This is a genomic window from Pseudacidovorax intermedius (assembly GCF_001476815.1).
In the GTDB taxonomy this organism is placed as follows: Bacteria; Pseudomonadota; Gammaproteobacteria; order Burkholderiales; family Burkholderiaceae_C; genus Xenophilus; species Xenophilus intermedius_A.
In genome coordinates, this window is record NZ_LDSL01000094.1 from 25,602 (window position 1) to 40,225 (window position 14,624).

15 protein-coding genes and 2 tRNA genes are annotated in these 14,624 nt (G+C 70.8%); 8 read left to right on the forward strand and 9 right to left on the reverse strand.

Annotation, left to right across the window (positions count from 1 at the left end; translation table 11 throughout):
* Positions 1–342: 342 nt before the first annotated feature.
* The 4 genes from NS331_RS14790 to NS331_RS14805 form a co-directional block, all read right to left on the reverse strand.
* Entirely contained in the window at positions 343–984 is a 642-nt protein-coding gene (locus NS331_RS14790; protein ID WP_058642744.1) for a DUF6806 family protein, read from the reverse strand.
* A gap of 26 nt (positions 985–1,010) precedes the next feature.
* A tRNA-Leu gene (locus NS331_RS14795) sits at positions 1,011–1,101 on the reverse strand.
* Positions 1,102–1,148: 47 nt separating this feature from the next.
* Positions 1,149–1,222, reverse strand: a tRNA-Cys gene (locus NS331_RS14800).
* 86 nt (positions 1,223–1,308) lie between these two features.
* Positions 1,309–2,211, reverse strand: coding sequence for an NAD(P)-dependent oxidoreductase (locus NS331_RS14805; protein WP_058642745.1), 903 nt, complete (start codon positions 2,209–2,211; stop codon positions 1,309–1,311).
* Positions 2,212–2,476: 265 nt separating this feature from the next.
* On the opposite strand from NS331_RS14805, the gene NS331_RS14810 reads away from it, so the two are divergent.
* Genes NS331_RS14810 through NS331_RS14825 form a run of 4 tightly spaced genes read left to right on the forward strand, consistent with a single transcriptional unit; the run spans position 2,477 to position 5,785 of the window.
* Positions 2,477–3,532 (forward strand): acyl-CoA dehydrogenase family protein, encoded by a 1,056-nt coding sequence (locus NS331_RS14810; protein WP_082702503.1) that lies wholly within the window; start codon positions 2,477–2,479, stop codon positions 3,530–3,532.
* Positions 3,517–4,335, forward strand: a complete 819-nt coding sequence (locus NS331_RS14815; RefSeq protein ID WP_082702504.1) for a PIG-L deacetylase family protein — start codon at positions 3,517–3,519, stop codon at positions 4,333–4,335. The genes NS331_RS14810 and NS331_RS14815 overlap by 16 nt, the downstream gene beginning before the upstream one ends.
* A 44-nt stretch (positions 4,336–4,379) precedes the next feature.
* On the forward strand, positions 4,380–5,021 hold the full coding sequence (locus NS331_RS14820; RefSeq protein WP_058642746.1) for a methyltransferase: 642 nt from the start codon (positions 4,380–4,382) through the stop codon (positions 5,019–5,021).
* On the forward strand, positions 5,018–5,785 hold the full coding sequence (locus NS331_RS14825; RefSeq protein ID WP_058642747.1) for a glycosyltransferase family 2 protein: 768 nt from the start codon (positions 5,018–5,020) through the stop codon (positions 5,783–5,785). The genes NS331_RS14820 and NS331_RS14825 overlap by 4 nt, the downstream gene beginning before the upstream one ends.
* 30 nt (positions 5,786–5,815) lie before the next feature.
* Here the strand turns inward: NS331_RS14825 and NS331_RS14830 are convergent, their stop codons facing one another.
* The 5 genes from NS331_RS14830 to NS331_RS14850 all read right to left on the reverse strand — a co-directional run bounded on the left by NS331_RS14830 (position 5,816) and on the right by NS331_RS14850 (position 12,229).
* Positions 5,816–6,007, reverse strand: coding sequence for a hypothetical protein (locus NS331_RS14830; protein WP_058642748.1), 192 nt, complete (start codon positions 6,005–6,007; stop codon positions 5,816–5,818).
* Entirely contained in the window at positions 6,007–8,376 is a 2,370-nt protein-coding gene (parC, locus tag NS331_RS14835; RefSeq protein WP_058642749.1) for a DNA topoisomerase IV subunit A, read from the reverse strand. The genes NS331_RS14830 and parC overlap by 1 nt, the downstream gene beginning before the upstream one ends.
* Positions 8,377–8,444: 68 nt before the next feature.
* Positions 8,445–9,392, reverse strand: coding sequence for a lytic transglycosylase domain-containing protein (locus tag NS331_RS14840; protein ID WP_058642750.1), 948 nt, complete (start codon positions 9,390–9,392; stop codon positions 8,445–8,447).
* 230 nt (positions 9,393–9,622) lie between these two features.
* Complete coding sequence (locus tag NS331_RS14845) at positions 9,623–11,599, reverse strand: DNA topoisomerase IV subunit B (protein ID WP_058642751.1); 1,977 nt, start codon at positions 11,597–11,599, stop codon at positions 9,623–9,625.
* A gap of 69 nt (positions 11,600–11,668) precedes the next feature.
* Positions 11,669–12,229, reverse strand: a complete 561-nt coding sequence (locus NS331_RS14850; RefSeq protein WP_058642757.1) for a Uma2 family endonuclease — start codon at positions 12,227–12,229, stop codon at positions 11,669–11,671.
* Between the two features lie 131 nt (positions 12,230–12,360).
* Between NS331_RS14850 and NS331_RS14855 the strand changes: the two genes are divergently transcribed.
* From NS331_RS14855 to NS331_RS14865, 4 genes are all read left to right on the forward strand, one after another.
* Positions 12,361–13,575, forward strand: coding sequence for an MFS transporter (locus NS331_RS14855; protein WP_058642752.1), 1,215 nt, complete (start codon positions 12,361–12,363; stop codon positions 13,573–13,575).
* Positions 13,572–13,724 (forward strand): hypothetical protein, encoded by a 153-nt coding sequence (locus NS331_RS26730; protein ID WP_193758117.1) that lies wholly within the window; start codon positions 13,572–13,574, stop codon positions 13,722–13,724. Before NS331_RS14855 ends, NS331_RS26730 begins: the two co-directional genes overlap by 4 nt.
* A gap of 65 nt (positions 13,725–13,789) precedes the next feature.
* On the forward strand, positions 13,790–14,362 hold the full coding sequence (locus NS331_RS14860) for a class I SAM-dependent methyltransferase (RefSeq protein ID WP_058642753.1): 573 nt from the start codon (positions 13,790–13,792) through the stop codon (positions 14,360–14,362).
* A gap of 78 nt (positions 14,363–14,440) precedes the next feature.
* The coding region (locus NS331_RS14865; protein WP_242873760.1) for a dihydrodipicolinate synthase family protein at positions 14,441–14,624 on the forward strand (184 nt) is incomplete at its 3' end.

The following is a 14,624-nucleotide window of genomic DNA, read 5'->3' on the forward strand; positions in this document are numbered from 1 at the left end:
TTGCATGCACGTGCAGAGCCTGGCTGTTGCGTACCAGCGCAGAGCCTGGCTGTTGCTCCCTCTCCCCTCGCGGGAGAGGGCTGGGGAGAGGGGGGTGCCCACACCACCATCCAAGCAAAAGCCGTCGACCCCTCTCCCAGCCTCTCCCGCAAGGGGAGAGGAGCAAAACCGGTCACGCCAGCATAGAGAACAGGCGTCACGCCAGCGTAGAGAGCAGGCGCCGAGCCTGCAGAACTGGCGTCGAGCCCGCGTCGGACGGACAAGCATCCCACCTCGTCCAGAAACGACGATGCCCGCCGATTGGCGGGCATCCATCAACGGCGCGGGCAGCGCTCGGCAGTTTCAGTGCAGATGCCGCGGCCGGCGGCCACCGCCGTGGCCGCCCGCGCCGGGCCCGCCGCTGCTGCCGCCGCCACGCGGGGGGCGGCCGATTTCGAGGGAGTTGACCAGCGCGTCGAAGCGGTCGCTGAAGAGCTTGTCGATCTCGCCCACCACGCCGCCGAGCTCGGCGCCGTCGAAGTGGCGCTCCATCAGGTGCACCACGTCTTCGACCAGCAGGTCGCGCTGCACCTGCATGATGGCCGCGGGGTTGGGCCCGACGAACAGCATCACGAAGTCGTCGCGCGAATCGGCTTCGGGGTCGCCGTCTTCCTCTTCGTCGAACTCGGTGTCGTAGAAGCTGACCTCGATGGCCGCGCCCTGCTCGGTCAGGTCGTTCAGGGCCATGCACATCTCGTCGAGCGCCTGGCGGAAGTCCTCGTCGCCGGTGATCGTCCAGCAGACCTGCAGCATGCGGTCCTTGGCGTCGAAACGGATACCCGGCTCTTCTTCGTAGGTGCTGGTGGCGCCGTCGGCCAGCGACTTGGCGCCGGCATAGGTCCACAGGGGCTTGAGCGCTTCCTGGATCTGCGCGTAGGTGACATCCGGCCGCAGCGGAACGTCGCCGTGCACATGGATTTCGAATGGAGCGTTGTAGCGAGGCATGAGCAGCTCCCTGTTCTAGGTGACGGTGGTGCCCGGAACCGGGGTCGAACCGGTATGCCGTCCTTCAACGGCGACGGATTTTAAGTCCGCTGTGTCTACCAATTTCACCATCCGGGCGGCTTGGGCGGACGATAGCAGGAGCGAGCGTCGAGGGGAGTATGGGGTGGAGGCGCGATCCGGAGTCGAACCGGACTGACCGGATTTGCAATCCGGGGCATAACCGCTTTGCTATCGCGCCGCTGGGAGACCTTCGGTGCGGGCCGGGCGGCAAGCGCTGGCTGCATTTCCGAAGAGCCTCGCAGTATATAGCGGATTTCGGCGATTTCAGCCGCCCGACGAACCGCTGCCGCCGGCCTGCTCCAGCAGGGCCACCAGTTCGGGCACCAGGCGCTGCACGCCGCCCTGCTCCACCGCGCCGGCATAGGTGCCGTACACCGCGTCGGCGATGCGCTGGGCGGCGTCGAAGCCCTGGGCCATCTGGGTGTAGTAGCCCAGGTCCTTCTGCGCGTTGGACATGGCGAAGCGCAGGCCGCTGGCGTCGTCGCTCAGGATGGCGGGCTTGAGCCGCTCCAGCGCCACGCCGCCGCCGCCGCCCTTGGCGAGCACGTCCACGAACACGTCGGCGGCAACGCCGGCGCGGCGGGCGCAGGCCGCGGCCTCGGCGATGAGCGCCACGGTACCCAGCGACACGTAGTTGTGCAGCAGCTTCATGCCGTGGCCGGCGCCGATGCCGCCTGCATGGGTGATGTTCTCGGCAAAGCAGGCCAGCAGCGGCCGGCATTCGGCGAACAGCGCGGCGTCGCCCCCCACCAGCAGGTTGAGGCGGCCTTCGGCGGCCTCCTTGGGCGTGCGCGTCATCGGCGCGTCGAGAAAGCGGCCGCCGGCCTGCTGGACGGCGCGGGCCATGCGCAGCGTGGAATCGGGGATGGAGGTGGAGCAGTCGATGACGATGGTGCCCGGCCGCAGGGCCGTGAGCATGCCCTGCTCGCCCATGAGCACGGCCTCGACCTGGGGCGAGCCGGTGACGCAGAGGATGACGACGTCGGCCTCGGCGGCCAGGGCAGCCGGCGTGGCGGCCGTGCGGGCGCCGGCGGCCAGCAGAGCGTCGAGCGGTTGGTTGCCGGGATGCTCCAGCACGGTGAGTGCGTGGCCGTGCTTGACCAGGTTGGTGGCGATGCCGTGGCCCATGAGGCCGATGCCGATCATGCCGAGGCGCAGTGACGTCATTCGAAATGTCTCCGGAAGAAAAGCGGTGCGGTGGACGGGTGGCGCGGGCAAGGGAGCCGACGCGCAGGCAGCCCGCCATTGTGCAAGCTGAGGCGGCGACGGGGGGTGGCAGGGCCGGATGGGCGGGCGCGCGGCCTGGCTGCGGCTGATGGGCTCCTACAAGGCCGGCGCGCCCGCGCCGACCGCGCCCGCGCACGCAGGCCGACCGGTGCCACCCCCGAGGACCGACCGCCGGGCGGCGTCGTCCCGCCTAATCTTGCCGGCGATGACGGATTTCTCCACGCCCTTTTCCGCCACCCTGGCGCAGCAACCCGCGGGGGTGCTGGACGCGCTGGCCGAAGAAGCCGGCGGCGCGCTGGCGCTGAGGCATCTGGTGGCGGCCGGCATCGATCAACTGCCGCTGCCGGGCCACGGCAGCACCTTGCTGCGCTGGCAGTGGCTGGCGGCGGTGGCGGCGGTGGATCTCAACCTGGCCAAGCTCTACGAAGGCCACACGGACGCCCTGGCGATCCTCGACGAGCTCCACGGTCCCGCGCCCGCCGAAGGCAGCCTGTGGGGCACCTGGTGCGCGGAGCCGCCGTCCGCGCGGCTGCGCTTCGAGCGCACCGGCGGCGATGCCTTGCGCCTGCATGGCCCCAAAGCTTGGTGCTCGGGCGCGACGCACGTCACACATGCCGTCGTGAGCGGCTGGTACGACGATGGCCAGCCGGGCCTGGCGGTGGTGACGCTTCATGCGCCGGGCGTCACCATCAGCAACCGCCACTGGCATGCCGTCGGCATGGGCCCCTCGGACACCGGCCAGGTCGATTTCGACGCCACCCCGGCGCTGGCGCTCGGCCAGCCGGGCGATTACGTGGCACGCGCCGGCTTCTGGCACGGCGGTGCGGGCATCGCGGCCTGCTGGTGGGGCGGCGCCTCAGCCATCGCGCGGGCCATGCGCCGACGTTTCGCGGCAGGCAAGCCCGACGCCCACCAGCTCGCGCACCTGGGCGCGGCCGAATCGCTGCTGTGCGCCTGCGCCTCGCTGCTGCGCGAATGCGCGTCCTGGATCGACACCCATCCCACCGCCAATGCCCAGGCCACCGCCCTGCGCGCGCGCCTGGTGGTCGAGCATGCGGTGGGCGAGATCGTGCAGCACGCAGGGCGTGCCCTCGGCGCCGGCCCGCTGTGCGCCGATGCCCATTTCGCGCGGCTGATGGCGGACCTGCCGGTCTTCGTGCGGCAGAGCCACGCCGAGCGCGACCAGGCCGAGCTCGGCCGCCTGGCGCTGGCCCACGGCACGACGGCGCCGGCCGCCTTCGGCGGATGGTGCGCGCTGTGACGGCGGCGGCGCTGCGCAGCCCCTCTTCCGCGGACGACGCGGCATCGCGCCACATCGACGCCAGCGACGGCACGCCGGAATGGCGCTGGGCGCAATGCCGCAGGCTTCAGGCCTTGCCCGAGATGGCGGCAGGGGCCCTGGTGCCCGAAGGTGGCCGCGTCGTCGTCGTGGCGCCGCATCCGGACGACGAGATCCTGGCGGCCGGGGGCCTGCTGTCGCTGGCCGCGGCTCTGGGTCGGCCAGCCATGCTGGTGGCGGTGACGGACGGCACCGCCAGTCATCCCGGCTCCACGCGGTGGCCCGCCGCACGCTTGCAAGCCGAGCGGCCGCAGGAAAGCCTCGCTGCGCTGACCGCGCTCGGCGTGCAGCCGCAGGCACTCATCCGCCTCGGCCTGCCCGACGGCGGCCTGCGCGAGGCCGAGGACGACCTGGCGCGCCAGCTTCAGCCGCTGCTGTACCCGAGCGATGTGGTGCTGACCACCTGGCGGCTGGATGGCCATCCCGACCATGAAGCCACTGGCCGGGCCACCGTGCAGGCCGCGGCCGCGGCAGGCGCCCGCTGGCTGGAGGCCGCCGTCTGGGCCTGGCACTGGGCGCAGCCCGGCGACGAACGCCTGCCCTGGAATCGCGCCTTTCGCCTGCCGTTGCCTGCGGCGGTCGTCCAGCGCAAGCAGGCCGCCATGGCCGCTTTCGCCAGCCAGATTCAGCCCGACCCCAGCACCGGTGCTGCGCCGGTGCTGCGCCAGAGCACCCTGGCCCGCGCCGGGCGGCCCTTCGAGGTCTTCTTCGATGCTGCGCCGTGACACGCCGCGCCATGCCCGCCCAACCTTGCCAAAGCCCCTCGCCCATGAACACGTCGACCGCCGCGACCGCCGATGAGCCCCCCGAACCTGGCCAGCAGCGCGCCTACTTCGACGCCATCTATGCCGAGCAGGACGACCCCTACGGCGTGCGCACCCGCTGGTACGAGCGCCGCAAGCGCGAGCTGCTGCTCGCCGCCCTGCCCCGTCCCCGCTTCCGCCGCGCCTATGAACCTGGCTGCGGCGCGGCGGCGCTGAGCCTGTCGTTGGCCGAGCGCTGCGACGAGCTCTGGTGCAGCGACTTCCATCCCCGCGCGGTCGCGACCGCCACGTTGCTCCTGGCGCACCTGCCCCACGTGCGCGTCGAACAGCGCAGCCTGCCGCAAGAGTGGCCGCACGAGGGCCGGTTCGACCTCGTGGTACTCAGCGAGGTCAGCTACTTCCTCACGCCCGACGACGTGCACGCCATGGCCGAACGCTGCAACGCCTCGCTCACCGCCGACGGCGTGCTGGTCGCCTGCGACTGGCGGCCCGACTTCGCGGGCCGCCGCTGCCCCACGGACGAGGTCCACCGCCTGCTCGATGGCCTCGGCCTGCACCGGCTGCTGCGGCACGAGGAGGACGACTTCCTGCTGCAGGTCTGGCAGCGTTCGCCGCGCTCGGTGGCGCAGGCGGAGGGCATCCGGTGATCGGCGTCGCCATTCCGGCCCACGACGAGCAGGCCCACATTGCCGCCGCGCTGGCGGCCGTGCAGGCGGCCTCGCAGCATCCGGCACTGGCCGGCGAGGCCGTGCGCGTGGTGGTGGTGCTGGACGACTGCACCGACGCCACGGCCCGCCTGGCGCGCGAAGCTGGTGCCTGGACGCTGCCCATCGCCGCCCGCAACGTGGGCAGTGCGCGCGCCGCCGGCGCCGACTGGCTGCTCGCGGCCGGCGCGCGCTGGCTGGCCTTCACCGATGCCGACACGCGCGTGGACGAACGCTGGCTGGCCGAGCAGCTGGCCCTGGCGGCCGACGCGGTCTGCGGCAGCGTGGCGGTGGACGACTGGTCGGTGCATGGCGTGCTGGCCGATGCGCTCCAGGCGCACTTCGCCAGCCACTACACCGATGCGGACGGGCACCGGCACATCCACGGCGCCAACCTGGGCGTGAGCGCAGCGGCCTATCGCCAGGCGGGCGGCTTCGCGCCCCTGGCGTGCGGGGAGGACGTGGCGCTGGTGGACGCGCTGGAGCGCGGCGGCGCCCGCATCGCCTGGAGCGCCCGGCCCCGCGTGTGGACCAGCGCCCGCACGCAGGCCCGTGCGCGCGGCGGCTTCGGCGACACGCTGCTCGCCATGCGCGGCGGCCTGTGCGCCGAGACCGTCGGGGCCGAGCCCATTTTGGTGGGCATCGCCCCAGAGGGCGCGACGGCCGCCGGCGCGATGGGTCAGTACGCCACGGTCCGTTCGGGCTGAGCCTGTCGAAGCCGGGGCGTAGCCTTCCAATCAGCGCGCGTTCTCGCGCCGCTCCCGGGCCCGGCGCTGCTGGCGCGTCTCGGTGGCGCGGCGGGCGATCTCTTCCTTCTCCCGCTTGCGCAGACGCCATTTGGCGGTGAGCTTGCGGCCCAGCCAGAAGCTCAGGACGCCGGTGCCGGCGCCCAGCAGCAGGCCCAGGGTGCTGAAGTCGATGCCGCCCATCACAGGATCCTTTGCACCCAGTCGGGCGTGAAGGTGAACGAGCCCGGCTTGCCCTTGCGCCCGCGCGTGCCGCCCGCGTTGTTGAGCGTGCGGATGTCCAGCTGCTCGTCGCGCCGCTTGCCGCGGAAGTCGCCTTCGATGCGGATGCTGCGCGTGTACGCCGCTGCACCCGCGAGCCGCGCCTTGGGCGCCAGGTCCATCAGCGTGAGGCCGCGCCCGCCCTTCGGCAGCAGCTTGAGTTCGCCGATGTCGAAGGTGAGGATCTGCCGGTCGCTCGCCACGCAGCACACGTGCGTCGCGGCAGGCATCGGCTCGGTGCCCGCCGCGCCGCCCGCCAGGCTGGGGCGGCAGAGCTGGTCGCCCTCGGCCACGTCCATGAAGGCCTTGCCGCTGCGGTGGCGCGACATCATGTGCTCGATGGCGGCGATGAAGCCGAAGCCACCGGTGCTCGACAGCAGCAGCTGCGCCGCCGGGGGGCCGGCGAAGAAATGCGACACCTGCGTGCCGGCCTCCAGCTCGATCATGGTGGTGACGGGCTGGCCGTCGCCGCGGCCGCCCGGCAGGCCGGCCACGGGCACCGTGTAGACCCGCACCGAGCCGCCCTTGGCGGTGCCGAAGACCAGCAGCGTGTCGACCGTGCGGCATTCGAAGGCACCGTACAGGCTGTCGCCGGCCTTGAAGGCATAGTCGGCCTTCTCCGGGTTCCAGCCCTTCTGCGTGCGCACCCAGCCCTTCTGCGACACGATCACCGTCACGGGCTCATCGAGCACCTTGACCTCGGCCACGGCGCGCTTGTCGGCCTGGATCAGCGTGCGGCGCGGGTCCTCGAAGGTCTTGGCGTCGTGCTCGATCTCCTTGACCAGCAGGCGGCGCAGCGCGGCCGGGCTGCCGAGGATTTCTTCCAGCTTCTTCTGCTCGTCGCGCAGCTTGGCCAGTTCCTGCTCGATCTTGATGGCTTCCAGCCGGGCCAGCTGGCGCAGGCGGATTTCGAGGATGTCCTCGGCCTGCCGGTCGCTCAGGTTGAAGCGGGCAATCAGCGCGGCCTTCGGGTCCTCGGCGGCGCGGATGATGGCGATCACCTCGTCGATGTTGAGCAGCACCAGCTGCCGGCCTTCGAGGATGTGGATGCGGTCCAGCACCTTGTCGAGCCGGAAGCGCGAGCGGCGCTCCACGGTGCGGGCGCGGAAGGCGATCCACTCTTCCAGCATCTGGCGCAGCGACTTCTGCGTCGGCTTGCCGTCCAGGCCCACCTGCGTGAGGTTGATGGGCGCCGAGGTCTCCAGCGAGGTCTGCGCCAGCAGCGTGGCGATGAATTCCTCCTGCGGAATGCGCGAGGTCTTGGGCTCGAAGACCAGGCGCACCGGCGCGTCCTTGCTCGACTCGTCGCGCACGGCGTCCAGCACCGCCAGCAGCGCGGCCTTGACCTGCTGCTGCTCGGTGGTGAGCGCCTTCTTGCCGGCCTTGACCTTGGGGTTGGTCAGCTCCTCGATCTCTTCGAGCACCTTCTGGTTGCTCACGCCCGGCGGCAATTCGGTGACCACCACCTGCCACTGGCCGCGGGCCAGCTCCTCGATCTTCCACCGGGCGCGCACCTTGAGCGAGCCGCGGCCGGTGCGGTAGGCGTCGGCGATGTCGGCGGCGCTGCTGATGATCTGCGCGCCGCCGGGGTAGTCGGGGCCGGGGATGAGGGCAAACAGCTCTTCGTCGCTGAGCTGGCCACCGGCCTTGATCAGGGCCACGCAGGCGTCGGCCACTTCGCGGAGGTTGTGGCTCGGAATCTCGGTAGCCAGGCCCACGGCGATGCCGCTGGCGCCGTTGAGCAGCACGAAGGGCAGGCGCGCCGGCAGCTGGCGCGGCTCGTCGGTGGAGCCGTCGTAGTTGGGCACGAAGTCCACCGTGCCCTCGTCGATCTCGTCGAGCAGCAGCGAGGTGATGCGGGCGAGGCGCGCCTCGGTGTAGCGCATGGCCGCGGCGCCGTCGCCGTCGCGGCTGCCGAAGTTGCCCTGGCCGTCGATCAGCGGATAGCGCTGGGCGAAGTCCTGCGCCATGCGCACCAGCGCGTCGTAGGCGGCCTGGTCGCCGTGCGGATGGAAGCGGCCGAGCACGTCGCCCACCACGCGCGCGCTCTTGACCGGCTTGGCGCCCACGGTGCCGTTGGTGCCGCCGAAGCCCAGGCCCATGCGCGACATCGAGTACAGGATGCGCCGTTGCACCGGCTTCTGGCCGTCGCACACGTCGGGCAGCGCGCGGCCCTTGACGACGCTGAGGGCGTATTCGAGGTAGGCGGTCTGGGCGTAGTCGGCCAGGGTCAGGCTGTTCGGGTCCTCGGGCTCGGCCAGGGCCTGGGGGGCTAGGGTGTCGTCGTCCATCGTCGTGCGGAAAGTCGGGTTCTGGCAGGCGGACGCATCGGGCGGTCCGCCGGTCTTTGAGGGCGGGCTTATTCGGCGCCGGCGTCGCGCTCGGCGGCGGGCGGCGCGATCTCCATGCGCACGCGGGTGGCGGGCTTGCCGCCGCGGCTCGCGCTGGCCGTGAGCATGCGCGAGACGGCCGAAGGCTTGAGGTGTGCATAGAGCTGCATCACCGTCTTCACGTAGTTCTGCGTTTCGCGGTAGTCGGGAATGCGCCGGCCGGCGCGCTGCACCGCGCCCTCGCCCGCGTTGTAGGCAGCCAGAGCCAGTTCGACGCTGCCTTCGAACATCTTGAGCAGGTCGCTGAAATAGCGGCTGCCGGCAGCGATGTTGATGCGCGGGTCGGTGAGCTTGTGGGCCACCGTCTGCCTGGCGTCGGCGCGCACGCCGTAGCGCTCGGCGGTGGCGGGCATCAGCTGCATCAGGCCGACGGCGCCCTTGGGCGAGACGGCATCGATGTCGAAGCCGGATTCGGCCGCCATGAGGGCGTGCAGCAGCGATTCATCCAGGCCATGCCTGCGGGCGGCCTCGCGCAGCGCCGTCTGCGCGGCCGGCGACAGCGGCGGCCGCTCGACCAGCGCCAGCAGGCCCTTGCGCGGCGGCTCGGCGCCGGCCACGGCGGGCGGCAGCGGCCTGCGGCGGTCGATGGGGTTCCAGCGGCTGTTGATGACCTCGCCGTCGCGCACGATCAGCTCGAAGCGCTCGTCCTCGCGGCGGTCGGAGAAATGCGGGCGGCCCTGTTCGTCCAGGTAGCCATACACCGTGCGGCCGGCGGCGGCGCCGGTGCGACCGGTCAGCAGCTGCTGCAGCGCCTGCGCCGCCTCGGCCGGCACGGCGTCGTCGGCACCGAACTTGCCGGCGGTGTCGTCGCGCAGCACCAGCTGGTAGCGGGCGTCGAGCTTTTCGGCGGAAAAGTGGGCGACGCCGCGCTCATCGGTGTAGCCGTAGAGCGCCGCCTGCGCGGAGACGGCGGCCAAGCACAGGGCGCCAGCGACGGCACCCAGCGCCAGCTTCCGCCCCCTCCCCCTCTGGGGGAGGGCTGGGGTGGGGGCCAGCACCGGACGGTGCGTCCTATCGCCACTCGCATGCTCGGCAACGTCGGCACCAAAGCCGACGCTGCACCCCATCGAACGCCCGCGGCCCCTCACCCCACCTCTCCCCAAAGGGGAGAGGAGCAAAGGCAACACCGCGGCCAGGAACGACGCGCTCATACGTCGATCTCGACGTCGTCCGCCCGCAGTTCCATCAGCTCGCGGCGCGCGGCGGCCTCGCCCTTGCCCATGATCTTGGTGATCTCGCCCTGCGTGCGACTGAAGTCCAGCCGGCCCAGGCGCACCTGCAGCAGGCGGCGGGTGTCGGGGTTGAGCGTGGTTTCCCACAGCTGCTCGGCGCTCATCTCGCCCAGGCCCTTGAAGCGGCTGATGCTCCATTTGCCTTCGGCCACGCCGTCCTTGCGCAGCTTGTCGAGGATGGCCGTCAGTTCGGCCTCGTCCAGCGCGTAGAACTTGGCGGCCGGCTTCTTGCCGCGGGCCGGCGCGTCGACGCGGAACAGCGGCGGCCGCGCCACGTACACGTGACCGGCATCGATCAGCTTGGGGAAGTGGCGGAAGAACAGCGTGAGCAGCAGCACCTGGATGTGCGAACCGTCCACGTCCGCATCGGACAGGATGCAAACCTTGCCGTAGCGCAGGCCCGACAGGTCGGGCGTGTCGGCCGGCCCGTGCGGATCGACGCCGATGGCGACCGAGATGTCGTGGATCTCGGTGTTGGCGAACAAGCGGTCGCGCTCGACTTCCCAGGTGTTGAGCACCTTGCCGCGCAAGGGCAGGATGGCCTGGCATTCCTTGTCGCGGCCCATCTTGGCGCTGCCGCCGGCGGAGTCGCCCTCGACCAGGAAGAGTTCGTTGTGGCCGATGTCGCGGCTCTCGCAGTCGGTGAGCTTGCCGGGCAGCACGGCCACGCCGGAGCCCTTGCGCTTTTCCACCTTCTGGCCGGCGCGCTGGCGGGTCTGCGCGGCCTTGATGGCGAGTTCGGCCAGCTTCTTGCCGTAGTCGACGTGCTGGTTGAGCCACAGCTCCAGCGCCGGCCGCACGAAGCTGGAGACCAGCCGCACCGCATCGCGCGAGTTGAGCCGCTCCTTGATCTGGCCCTGGAACTGCGGATCGAGCACCTTGGCGGACAGCACGTAGCTGGCGCGGGCGAACACGTCCTCGGGCAGCAGCTTGACGCCCTTGGGCAGCAGCGAATGCAGCTCGATGAAGCTCTTGACGGCGTTGAACAGGCCGTCGCGCAGGCCGCTCTCGTGCGTGCCTCCGGCGCTGGTAGGGATCAGGTTGACGTAGCTCTCGCGCACCGGCTGGCCTTCCTCGGTGAAGGCCACGCACCATTCGGCGCCCTCGCCCTCGGCGAAGGTTTCGGTGTTCTTGTCGGCATGGCCGGCACCCTCGAAGAGCGGGATCACCGGGTCGGCGGTGAGCGTCTGCATGAGGTAGTCGCGCAGGCCGCCCTTGTAGAGCCACTGCTGCGTCTCGCCGCTCTTCTCCACCGTCAGGCTCACGGCCACGCCGGGCATCAGCACGGCCTTGCTGCGCAGCAGGTGCGTCAGCTCGCCCATGGGGAAGGCGGCGGATTCGAAATACTTGGCGTCTGGCCAGGCGCGGACGGTGGTGCCCTGCCTGCGGTCGCCGCCGGCCTGGGGGCGCAGCTGCAGCGGCTCGATCACGTCGCCGGCGCTGAAGACGAGGCGCGCCACCTGGCCCTCGCGGTGCGACACCACCTCGAGCCGCGTCGACAACGCGTTGGTGACGGACACGCCCACGCCGTGCAGGCCGCCCGAGAAGCTGTAGGCGCCGCCCTGGCCCTTGTCGAACTTGCCGCCGGCATGCAGCCGGGTGTAGACCAGTTCGATGACCGGGGCCTTTTCTTCGGGATGCAGGCCGAAGGGAATGCCGCGGCCGTCGTCCTCGACGCTGACCGAGCCGTCGGTGTGCAGCGTGACCTTGATCTTCTTGCCGAAGCCCGCCAACGCCTCGTCGGCGGCGTTGTCGATCACTTCCTGAATGATGTGCAGCGGGTTGTCGGTGCGGGTGTACATGCCCGGCCGCTGCTTGACGGGCTCCAGGCCCTTGAGGACGCGGATGGAACCTTCCGAATAGCCGGAAGGCGTCTTGCTGGGGGTTGCCATGGGCGCGGATTGTAGTCACGCCCTGCGCAGAAACTGGATGCCCATCCAGCCCCTGTGCGGATGACGGGGTCAATCCAGCTTGGCGAACAGTTCCGCGGCCGGCAGGCGCAGTTCGACGCTGGCGAACTCGACCGTGTCGCCGGCGGCAAAAGGGTGCAGCACCCACAGACCGTCCGCGCCCTTGCGGTAGACGTCGGCGCTGCGGCGCTCGGGGTCGATCAGCGCATATTCCTTCAGCGACTCCAGCGTTCGGTAGTGCGCGAACTTGACGCCGTGGTCGTAGCTCCCGGTGCTCGGCGACAGCACCTCGGCGACCAGCACCGGCTGCGACTTGGACAGCCGCGACTCGCGGTCCTGCGGGTGGCAGGTGACCATGACGTCCGGATAGAAGTAGGCGCGGGAACTGGCGACGTGCAGCCGCATGTCGCTCATGTAGGCGCGGCAGGGGGTGTCACGCAGGAGCTGGTGAAGGGCGACGAAGAGATTCCCGCTCACCGTGACGTGCCGGTCTTCGGCCCCGGCCATGGCGTAGACCTCGCCATCGATGTACTCGTGCCGCTCCTCCTGGGTCGCTTCCCAGTCCAGATAGTCGGCCTCGCTCATGTGCGGCAGTTGCTGTGGCTGTGCCATGTCCATTCCCTGATTGTTGTGCCAAATCCATGCTATCGGCTGCAAGCTGCGCGGCGAGCGGGGACAATGCGTCGCGCCACCCGATCGGGTGACTTCCGTCACGACATCCAACAAAAAGAGACGCTGCCGCCATGCCCCCTTCTGCCCCCAACCTCTCCATGCGCCAGGTGCTCATCTGCGGTGCCCTGGTCGTGACGCTGTCCATGGGCATCCGCCACGGCTTCGGCCTGTGGCTGCAGCCGATCACGCAGGAGCAGGGCTGGACGCGCCAGACCTTCTCGCTGGCCATCGCCATCCAGAACCTCGCCTGGGGTGTGGCGGGCGTGTTCGCGGGCATGCTGGCCGACAAGCTGGGCGCCTTCAGGGTGCTGCTGATCGGCGCAGCGTGCTACGCGGCGGGCCTGGCGGGCATGGCGCTGTCGCCCACGCCGCTGGTGTTCGCGCTGACGGCCGGCGTGCTGATCGGCATGGCCCAGGCGGGCACCACCTATGCCGTGATCTACGGCGTGATCGGCCGGCAGCTGCCGGCGGACAAGCGTTCCTGGGCCATGGGCATCACGGCGGCGGCCGGCTCTTTCGGCCAGTTCTTCATGGTGCCGGTCGAAGGCCAGCTGATCCTGCAACTGGGCTGGCAGAACGCCCTGCTGGCGCTGGCCGTGCTGGCGCTGGTGATCGTGCCGCTGGCCTTCCTGCTGCGCGAACCCGCCCACACCACCGGCGCCGGCCGGCGCGAGCAGACCATCGCGCAGGCGGTGGCCGAAGCCTTCCGCTACCCGAGCTTCGTGCTGCTGATGGCCGGCTACTTCGTCTGCGGCTTCCAGGTGGTGTTCATCGGCGTGCACATGCCCAGCTACCTCAAGGACCACGGCCTGGCGCCGCAGGTGGCCAGCTATGCGCTGGCGCTGATCGGCCTGTTCAACGTGTTCGGCACCTACACGGCCGGCGTGCTGGGCCAGCGCTTCGCCAAGCGCAAGATCCTGGCCTTCATCTACCTGGGGCGCGCGGTAGCGATCACCGTCTTCCTGCTGGTGCCGCTGACGCCCATGTCCGTGTACGTTTTCTCGGCGGTGATCGGCGCACTGTGGCTGTCGACCGTGCCGGCCACCAACGCCATCATTGCCCAGATCTTCGGCGTGGCCCATCTGTCGATGCTGGGCGGCTTCGTGTTCCTGAGCCACCAGGTGGGCTCCTTCCTGGGCGTGTGGCTGGGCGGCTACCTGTACGACCGCACGGGCAGCTACGACGTCGTCTGGTACATCGCCATCGCGCTGGGCATCTTCGCGGCGCTGGTGAACCTGCCCGTGAACGAGCGGGCCATCGAACGGCGACCGCTGCAGCCGGCATGACCCGTGACCCGGACGCCCAACCTCGCTGGGGCCGCCGGCTGGCCGGCTGGACCGTGGCCGCGGCGGTACTGGGCGGCGTGTTCCTGCTCTACGCGCAGCCGGATTTCCTGGTGATGCTGGGCAACCAGATCTGGGCCTGCTTCGGATGAGCGCCGCCGCTGCAGACGGGCCCGCACCGGTCGCGCCAGCCACCAGCGGGACGCCGGCCGCGCCCATGCGCGCCGGCACGCCCTCGGACTGGGTGCAGCGCTGGGCGCACCTGATCCCGCCGGCCGGCCGAGCGCTCGACGTGGCCTGCGGCGCCGGCCGCCATCTCGTGTGGCTTCATGGCCTGGGCCACGCGGTGACGGGCGTGGACCGGGACGCGGCGGCGCTGGCCGCGCTGGCGCCCCTGGCCGCGCAGGGCGCCGAACTGGTGAATGCGGACATCGAGAACGGCCCCTGGCCCTTCGACGGCCGGCGCTTCGATGCCGTGGTCGTGACCAACTACCTCTGGCGCCCCCTGATGCCGCGCATCGCCGAGGCCGTCGCACCCGGCGGCGTGCTGCTGTACGAGACCTTCGCCACGGGCAACGAAACGGTCGGCCGGCCATCGCGGCCCGAGTTCCTGCTCGCGCCCGGCGAGCTGCTCGCCGTGGCGGCGGCGGGCGGGCTGCGGGTGGTGGCGTACGAGGACGGCTTCGTCGACGCGCCGCCGCGTTTCGTCCAGCGCATCGCCGCCGTGCGCCCGCGCACCGGAGAAACCCTTGCGCGGCATCGACTCGGTCCCTCCCAGGTCGCTGGCTAGAATCCGCGATTCCGCTTCACCGACAAAGAGAATCCCTTGGAGCAACTGACTGGCAGCATCGTCGCGCTCGTCACGCCGATGCATGAAGACGGCAGCGTCGACTACGACGCCCTGCGCAAGCTCATCGACTGGCACATCGCTGAGGGCACGGACTGCCTGGGCGTGGTCGGCACCACGGGCGAGTCGCCGACGGTGGACGTCGAGGAACACTGCGAGATCATCCGCGTCACCGTCGAGCAGGCCGCCGGCCGCGTGCCGGTGA

Bases quoted from the DNA above. Each gene is read 5' to 3' on its own strand.
- NS331_RS14845 (WP_058642751.1), bottom strand. From the start codon at position 11,599: ATGGCAACCCCCAGCAAGACGCCTTCCGGCTATTCGGAAGGTTCCATC.
- NS331_RS14860 (WP_058642753.1), top strand. From the start codon at position 13,790: ATGCGCGCCGGCACGCCCTCGGACTGGGTGCAGCGCTGGGCGCACCTG.
- NS331_RS26730 (WP_193758117.1), top strand. From the start codon at position 13,572: ATGACCCGTGACCCGGACGCCCAACCTCGCTGGGGCCGCCGGCTGGCC.
- NS331_RS14855 (WP_058642752.1), top strand. From the start codon at position 12,361: ATGCCCCCTTCTGCCCCCAACCTCTCCATGCGCCAGGTGCTCATCTGC.
- NS331_RS14810 (WP_082702503.1), top strand. From the start codon at position 2,477: ATGACGGATTTCTCCACGCCCTTTTCCGCCACCCTGGCGCAGCAACCC.
- NS331_RS14850 (WP_058642757.1), bottom strand. From the start codon at position 12,229: ATGGCACAGCCACAGCAACTGCCGCACATGAGCGAGGCCGACTATCTG.
- NS331_RS14805 (WP_058642745.1), bottom strand. From the start codon at position 2,211: ATGACGTCACTGCGCCTCGGCATGATCGGCATCGGCCTCATGGGCCAC.
- NS331_RS14820 (WP_058642746.1), top strand. From the start codon at position 4,380: ATGAACACGTCGACCGCCGCGACCGCCGATGAGCCCCCCGAACCTGGC.
- NS331_RS14830 (WP_058642748.1), bottom strand. From the start codon at position 6,007: ATGGGCGGCATCGACTTCAGCACCCTGGGCCTGCTGCTGGGCGCCGGC.
- NS331_RS14815 (WP_082702504.1), top strand. From the start codon at position 3,517: ATGGTGCGCGCTGTGACGGCGGCGGCGCTGCGCAGCCCCTCTTCCGCG.
- parC (WP_058642749.1), bottom strand. From the start codon at position 8,376: ATGGACGACGACACCCTAGCCCCCCAGGCCCTGGCCGAGCCCGAGGAC.
- NS331_RS14790 (WP_058642744.1), bottom strand. From the start codon at position 984: ATGCCTCGCTACAACGCTCCATTCGAAATCCATGTGCACGGCGACGTT.